Annotated in this window: 1 protein-coding gene and 1 CRISPR repeat array; the gene reads right to left on the reverse strand. The window is 61.4% G+C overall.

Annotated elements, in window-relative coordinates; genetic code table 11:
* The first annotated feature begins 3 nt into the window (after positions 1-3).
* Positions 4-563: direct repeats of the CRISPR family, unit length 37 nt; unit sequence GTGGCAGGGGAGTCGATCCGCACGAGGATACTGAAAG.
* A gap of 56 nt (positions 564-619) precedes the next feature.
* A partial coding sequence (locus IRZ24_RS17090) for a Zn-binding domain-containing protein (protein ID WP_297166825.1) occupies positions 620-4604 on the reverse strand: 3985 nt, incomplete at its 5' end.

Genomic DNA, 4604 nt, shown 5'->3' on the forward strand with positions numbered 1-4604 from the left:
GAGGTGGCAGGGGAGTCGATCCGCACGAGGATACTGAAAGGGCTTAGTTGTCGGGCGGAGCGATGCGGATACGCACCGTGGCAGGGGAGTCGATCCGCACGAGGATACTGAAAGTTACGCATGTCCCGGCGTCCTGGCTCAGTCCACTCGGTGGCAGGGGAGTCGATCCGCTCGAGGATACTGAAAGACACCAATCAACACTAAAGCCAGCAAGAACACGCCGAGTGGCAGGGGAGTCGATCCGCTCGAGGATACTGAAAGTGACGGGAGCGGGCCAGCACCTGGCTCCGTCCAATGGATGTGACAGGGGAGTAGATCCGCACGAGGATACTGAAAGCACTAGCTGCTCTTTGTTGGATTGCCGTGCATAGAGACGTGGCAGGGGAGTCGATCCGCACGAGGATACTGAAAGGCTGCGACCGTCCAATGGCGCGCGCGATGGCCAGCACCGTGGCAGGGGAGTCGATCCGCATGAGGCATACTGAAAGGCGGCAAAGCGAGCATTATTCTCACGAAGCGGCATGGAGTTGCAAGGGAGTAGATCCGCACGAGGATACTGAAAGCGTGAAAAAAGCGGCGCCCGCAGGTAAATTCCACAGGCGCCGTTAGCAGTCACAGCCTACCTGGAGCCGGAGATAGCACTACGAATCTCCCCTGCCACCCCTGGCAGATTATGGCGTAGCGCATAATCACTCACCAGACAAACCCTTGGCCCCAGCTCCTGCAAGGGATGTCCGGTTTGCTTATAGTCTTGCTCAACAGGATAAGTACCGACAGCGAGCACATCGCCATACTCGCCTTCAACGAGCAGCGGCACCAACTGACCTGCCAGCCGTCCCGGCTGATGACAACGGTAGCCCTGCAGTCTCAAAAACTGAGCCAGGTCCCCAAGCTGTCGCTTCTGCTCCTCCAGGGAGAAGGCCGCCGGCGCTCGCTGCTCGACAATCGCCTGCAGCAGGCGCTGGCCAAGATGACGATCAAGGCGATAGTGCAGCACGCGATTGCCATAGTTGCGCAGACAACGATAACAGGACTGCTCACAGTGCTCTGGGCACTCCTTGAGAATCTGTAGCGTCATCCCGAGCAACTGCTCGATCTCCTGACCTACCTGGGTGGCATAGCCCGCCCCACCGGCCAATGCATCAAACAGGAAAAAGTCGATGCTACTCCCCGCTGCCTCGCCCTCGAAGGTAGGAGTGTAGTTCCAACCGATACGCAGCTCACCGGGTTGGATATCCAGCAGACGTGTGGCCGCCAGTTGCAGGGCCTGGGCCAACGTATGGGCGGCATCCGCCAGCCAACTCTGTCCCACCTCATAGCGTGTCCCCCCAGGCAGTGTCAGGCGCAACAAAAGCAAGTCACTTCGAAAAACATGCCCCAGGTAGCCATACCAGTATGAGCGGCTTTTACACCATTGCTTGCCCTGGGTGCTTAGAAAAGGGCGCGGATGACCATGATAAGAGGAACCTTCCAGCGCTGCTACCTTTCTCCCAACTACAGCGGCGCCACAGCTCCGGCAAATAGTGAAGCCAGTGCCCCCGGGGCCGGCATTAATGATGAGCAGCTCCTGATGCTCTTTGTACTCCCAGGCCACACCCCCGTTCGGCATCCGCCAGGCCAGAGAGTCGCGAATGCTCAGGGGCATCACCTGATGAGTTGCCGTGTAGATGATCCCCGGCTCTTGCTGAGGATCGTGGCCAGACGAGATCGAGCTAGCCCCCCAGGGCGCGAAGGCCGGCGGATCAAGAATCTCCTGCTCTAATAGAGGCCAACCGCACTGGGGACAAGGTCGTTCCTGGGCTTCAGTGCTAGCACTGCTGCGCTCACCCTGGCCGGTGACCTCGGTGAGGTAGCTACAGATCAGACAGAGCAGAAAACGCCGTCGTGGCTGCTCAAAGAAGCGCTCCACCGGCGACGGGCCGTGGCCGGGCGCCAGGCCAGGAAAAAGAGCCACGTAGATGCCGCCGCTCCGGTAGGTCTCCTTATTCACCACCAACTCACGCCCGGGCGCGTACTCCGTAAGGGCAATGTCGACGCTCTGCTGCGGACGCTCCTGAATGCCAAGCTGCTGATGATGCTTCTTCTCGATGACAAAGCTGCGCAGCTCGCGCGGAAAAGCATACTGTGGCAGCAGGCCCTCATCAAAGAGCAGGTCAAGTAAGAGGACCTCTTTCAAATCAGCGGCGTTGCTAGCGCTCATCCAGCCCATCGACGGTAGCAGGCGCTGCTCCTCAAACTCCCGCTGCAGCTCCTCCAGACGCGTGCAGAGACTGGCCCCAATCTCGCCAACGATGGCAAACTTGCGCTCGAGATCGCAGCGCTGGCCCTCGATCTCATCCGGCAGCCAGGCGATAACGTGGCGCGTGAAGTCAGAGGGGCGCTCCCTGAGCATCTGCTGCAGCCAGGCGGCGAAGCGGCTCAAAGTGGCGGCTCCTTTCTCGTTAAAGAAATCGCAGGCGCGACCCAGGGCCTCGGGAAGCGAACTGCGCTGTAAAGCGGCCTCCGTCTTGCCCTCCACATATTCGCGGAAAAAGGTCTGCAGAAGGGCGGCCTGAATGTGGCGCGTGAGCAGGCGCTTGTTAACGGGGGAGAGACGCGGGCAAGGTACCGGATCGCTAATCATCTCGTCGGGGTGGTCGAAGTAGTGACCGTCATGGCTGCCGTTCTCGCTGTAGGCCAGCACCGTTGAGAGAGCGGCCCCGCGTCGTCCGGCCCGTCCGGCGCGCTGCTGGTAGCTGGCGCGCGTCGGCGGGATGTTGCGCAGGCCCACCCCCAGCAACTGGCCAATATCGACGCCGACCTCCATCGTGGTGGTACAGCTCAGCACGTCGATGGCCGGCTTCTCCGCTGAGATACCGATCTCCTGGAAGCGCAGCTCGTACTCCTCGGTGGTCGACGAGACCGCCTGGCTGTCGCGGTGGGAGAGCTGGGCAGTGTGCTCCTCGGCGGTCAGGTGCATGGGACGGCGCTGCCCGGCCAGCACCTGGCGCAGTGGCTCGCGATAGAAGGCCGTGCGGGCCTGTAAACTGATGTCCTCGGTAGGGAGACGCTGCAGATTCTCGCTCCGGCAGCTCCTGGCCGGGCAGCGTCCGCGCAGCGGCTGCCAGACGAGCTGTGTGCAGTCGCGGCACTGATACCAGTCATCGTCAAGAGTCAGACGCAGGGCTAGCTGTTCTGGGCGGAGAAAACGCTGCCCGTTGGAGGGAGAGCTGCAGAGCACATCACTCATGGCCCGGCGAAACTCTTTTTCGTTGCCAACCTCGAGCAGCTCACTGGCCATTTTTTCTGCCTCAAGCGGCGGCTTGTCCTCCCGGAGACCCTCGCCAGGGACGGTCATCTGTCGATCAGAGAAGGCGATGCCATCGTCGAAAGCGCTCAATTCAAGCAGTTCGGCGATCCACTGGATCGCCAGGGCCCGCAGCTCCTCATCGCTCAGCCTGCTAGTGGAGAATTTACGGCGCAAGGAGTTGAACGCGACTGGCGCCGGCTCAATAATGGCGATGCACATGCGCGGCAGGGAATAGAAGTGGTCGGCAACCTGACGTAGGAGAGCGCGGCGATAGCCAGGGATCAGGGCCGGCTTCCAATCTTCAGCAATGGCCAGGTCTTCATTCCCCTGATAATCCTGGCGGAACTCGTGGATGCGCCTGAGTAGCTCCTTTTGAGAGTCGCCATCGAAGAAGTAGAGATCATATTGAGAACAGACAATGATAAACTCCCGCTGCAGCTTCTCATCGAGCGGCACCAGCTCCTGACCGTGGCGTCGGCGCAGGCGATCCGCGGCCAGGATCAGAGCCTCGCGGAAGGTGTCTAGCTCGACCTCGCGTGGTAGATCGCGGGCCAGGCGCGCCGCACGCTGACGGCCATCCGAAAAGAGCAGGACCTTGCGTCCCATGTTGGGGGCCGCCTCTCGCGCTGGTGTACGTGGCGGCTGCAGCTCAAACTGGCGCCGCACCAGGTTGACAAAGGGCTGCTCGCCGCGCGTTGCCAGACTGGCCAGGGCGCCAGGTGTGGTCAGCCGCTTGAGGCAGACCGGGCAGCTCTTCCAGCCATTGCCGGCTGTTGGCTGATCTCCTCCATTTCTGTCATTAGGACTTGTTTTGCTCTTGTTCTCAGGAGCAGGGCGATAGAGAGTGATAAACTCTTCCTTGCGACCCCAGGCCCACGTCGATTGTGGCCCTTTCCCGACCACATAGGCATTGCCGGTTTGAATGTGCAGGCGCAGCTCCTGCAGATGCGGCTGGGTGGAATGCTGCCGGGGATGGGGAGAGCCGATCAGGAGCAGCTCTTCATGGGCCTGGTTACGGTCCTCGCCCGGCTCGTGCCAGAGAAACAGAGTCTGGGGGCCAGCGCTGCCTGTCGTCGTGAAAACGTGCAGGAAGAGAGCCCCGCAGTTTCGGTGCGCATACAGCTCGTAGACGCGCGCGCCGCAGTCGCAATGCAGGCGAGGGGTCAGCCAGAGCCTGCCCAGCGTCGACGGCCCATCGGTCTGGTGCAGACGGGCACTACAGCGTGGATTGACGCAGGCGTAGAGCGTCGGCAGGCCGCGAAAGAGGAAATGGGCGCGCACCGGCAGCAGGGGCTGATCATCCTCACGGCAGGCG

The sequence above is a fragment of the Thermogemmatispora sp. genome (genome assembly GCF_019683755.1).
Classification (GTDB): Bacteria; Chloroflexota; Ktedonobacteria; order Ktedonobacterales; family Ktedonobacteraceae; genus Thermogemmatispora.